This window comes from Desulfovibrio sp. 1188_IL3213 (assembly GCF_036763145.1).
GTDB lineage: Bacteria > Desulfobacterota > Desulfovibrionia > Desulfovibrionales > Desulfovibrionaceae > Desulfovibrio.
Window position 1 is genome coordinate 1 of record NZ_JBAIYR010000296.1, and the last position, 2,987, is coordinate 2,987.

Annotated in this window: 2 protein-coding genes and 1 pseudogene; all 3 read left to right on the plus strand. The window is 59.2% G+C overall.

Annotated elements, in window-relative coordinates; translation table 11 throughout:
• Positions 1–326: pseudogene (locus V6C16_RS10500) on the plus strand (phosphate ABC transporter ATP-binding protein); the annotation flags it as partial.
• A 353-nt stretch (positions 327–679) separates the two neighbouring features.
• Positions 680–1,663, plus strand: coding sequence for a lipoate--protein ligase (locus V6C16_RS10505; RefSeq protein ID WP_333535740.1), 984 nt, complete (start codon positions 680–682; stop codon positions 1,661–1,663).
• Between the two features lie 476 nt (positions 1,664–2,139).
• The coding region (gene gcvT / locus V6C16_RS10510) for a glycine cleavage system aminomethyltransferase GcvT (RefSeq protein ID WP_333543166.1) at positions 2,140–2,987 on the plus strand (848 nt) is incomplete at its 3' end.

The following is a 2,987-nucleotide window of genomic DNA, read 5'->3' on the forward strand; positions in this document are numbered from 1 at the left end:
AGCGGCTTTGTCTGGCCCGCGCCCTGGCGCTGGAACCTGCCGTGCTGCTTCTTGATGAACCCACGGCTTCACTGGACGTTCACGCCACGGCGCAGATAGAAGCCCTTTTGCTGCGTCTTGCGGAGCAGTATCCGCTGGTGGTGGTCACACACCATCCGCAGCAGGCCGTGCGCCTGGGAGAACGGCTGATTGTGGTGGCCGATGGCTGCATACGGCAACAATTCGGGCGGGGCGGGATTGATGCCGCCACGCTGGGGCGGGTGCTGGCCCAGGCGCTCCCTGAAGTAACGGCGGACTCGCCACAGGCATCGCCACAGGCCTCATAGCAAAATCTGCCGGGCTGACAGCCGCCTTTGGCGCGCTTCAGGGGCATTGCGGCGTTGAACGCCTGCGGGATTTGCGCGGGCTTGCCCACGCCGCCAGCAGCAGATGCATATGGGTGCGCTGGCAAGCGCTGTAGTAACAATATTGAAAGTTTGAAAATATTCTTTTTTTCAGAAGCCCGGCCGCCGAGGGGGCGGACTGTATTGTGCAATACGGGTCAGCAGTGCCGCGCGGGACCCGGAGTGTCATCGCACGGCCCGGAAATGTGCCGGTAATTTTGCTGATAATTTTGAAATTGTCCGCTGTTCCCTTGACCTTGCCACCTGAAGCGCGGCATTGTCCTGATGGAGGCCGCATGGAACATCTTACTTTTTCCACCCTTGATCCCGCCTTTAACCTCGCGCTTGAAGAGGCGCTGTTTACGAAGCTTCCAGACGGGCATCCCGGATATTTTCTGCTTTGGCAGAACGGCCCTTCGGTCATTGTGGGCCGCCATCAATGTACTGTGGACGAGGTGAACGCCGATTTTATCCGGCGTGAAGGTCTGCCTGTCGTGCGCCGTATAACAGGCGGCGGGGCGGTATATCACGATACGGGCAATCTGAATTTTTCCTTTATTGAGCACGCCAACGGTCGCGATAAAGTGGATTTCCGGCGTTATCTTGAGCCTGTGTGCGCAGCCCTGGCCGATCTTGGCGTGCGTGCCGGCATTTCAGGCCGTAACGACGTGGAAACCGAAGGGCGCAAAATTTCCGGCAGCGGGCAGATGCTGCGCCGGGGCAAGGTGCTGCACCACGGCACGCTGCTTATTGATGTGAATTTTGACCGGCTGGTGGAAGCCCTGAACGTTGACCCGGAAAAGATGCGCTCCAAGGGCGTGGCGTCAGTGCGTTCACGGGTGGGCAATATTTCGGAATACTGGCAACCGGGCAGCACTACGGAAGCGCTTGTTGCGGCGCTGATCGGGCGGTGCGCCACGCGGCCCGGCAGTGTAGATGAAAACCTCATGGCCGAGGCGCACAGGCTTGCTGACGAAAAATACCGCCAGTGGAACTGGAATTACGGGGCCATGCCCAACTTTACCGAACGCAAGCGGCAGCGTTTTGACTGGGGCACGGTTGAACTGCGCCTCGATGTGAAGCAGGGGCGCATTGCTTCCTGCGCGATTTTGGGCGACTTTTTCTGCAATGCCGGGGAAGGCATTCAGGAATTGGAGCAAAGCCTCGCGGGTGCGCCCCGGGAACCGGAAGAGCTGGAGAAAATTTTGCGGCGGCTGGACATGGGCCGGTATTTCAGCGGTTGCGAAGCCGAAACCATGACGGCATTTTTCGCGAGCTGAGGAATTTTTCGCGCGCTGCGGCGTTTTTGTGGCTACGCCCGTTCCGCCCTGCGGCCAGAGCAATTTCACTTTGAAATTGCTCTGGCGGCTGCGTGAGCAGACGTTCGCTGCGGAGGCGTAAGCGCAGTTTATCTGCGCGGTTAAACGCCGAAGTGAGCGTGCCTTAAACTTTGAGAATGTATATTCTCAAAGTTAATCTGCTCTAGTCAGCGGGATACCGCCGCAAAACCTGCCTTGCGCGGGCAGCCGGTACGCACAATCCGGGGCCGGCCAGGCGGCCAAGGCTTTGCAGCCGGTCATTTCCGGGCATGCCGTGACTGTGCGGAATAGCAGTAATTTTTTTCACGCTCCTTGTGTCCGTTTTTTGCCGATGGTATCCTGCGGGCATATGTGCGTGGTGTTTGGTGTCCTTCGGGCGTCCCGGCCGGATTGCGGCGCGGCGCAACAAGTTTAACCACCAAGATCAAGGAGAAAGCATGTCAGACTTGCGTACCCCGCTGACCTCCTGGCATGAAGGCCAGGGGGCGAAGATGGCCCCCTTTGCAGGCTGGCTCATGCCCATTCAGTACGAGGGCATTCTTGCGGAACATCTCCATACCCGGAAACACGCCGGTATTTTTGACATTTGCCACATGGGAGAGTTTCGCATTGAAGGCCCTGGAGCCGCAGAGGCCCTGTCACGCGCCGTAAGCCACAATCTTGAAACCCTGGCCCCCGGCAAATGCCGCTACGGCTTTCTGCTCACCGACAAGGGCGGCGTTCTTGACGACGGCATCATCTACCGTTTCGGGCCTGATTCGTTCATGGCCGTGGTCAATGCCGCCTGCGCCCCCGGCGACCTGGCAACCCTGCGCGCCCGTCTGCCCGAAAACGTCAAGATCACCGACATTTCGGCAGAAACCGGCAAGGTTGACCTGCAAGGCCCGGATTCTCTGGACGTGCTTGAAAAAATCATGGGCGAAAACTTTCATGACCTCGGTTACTTTTCTTTCCGTGAAAGCACATGGCAGGGTGTGCCGGTGCTGGTGAGCCGCACGGGCTACACCGGCGAACTGGGCTATGAGCTGTATCTGCCCTCTGAAAAAACCGAAGCTTTCTGGAAGGCCCTGCTGGCCGATGAGCGCGTTAAGCCCATAGGTCTTGGCGCGCGCGACACCCTGCGCCTTGAGGCCGGTTTGCCGCTTTACGGACACGACCTTGACGAAGGGCATACTCCTGCCGAAGCCGGCATGGCCCGCATGATGACAAGCCAGGCCGAGTACGGGGGCAAGGAAGGGGCGCAGGCCGTTCGCGAAGTGCTTGTACCCCTGCAGATCGAAGGCCA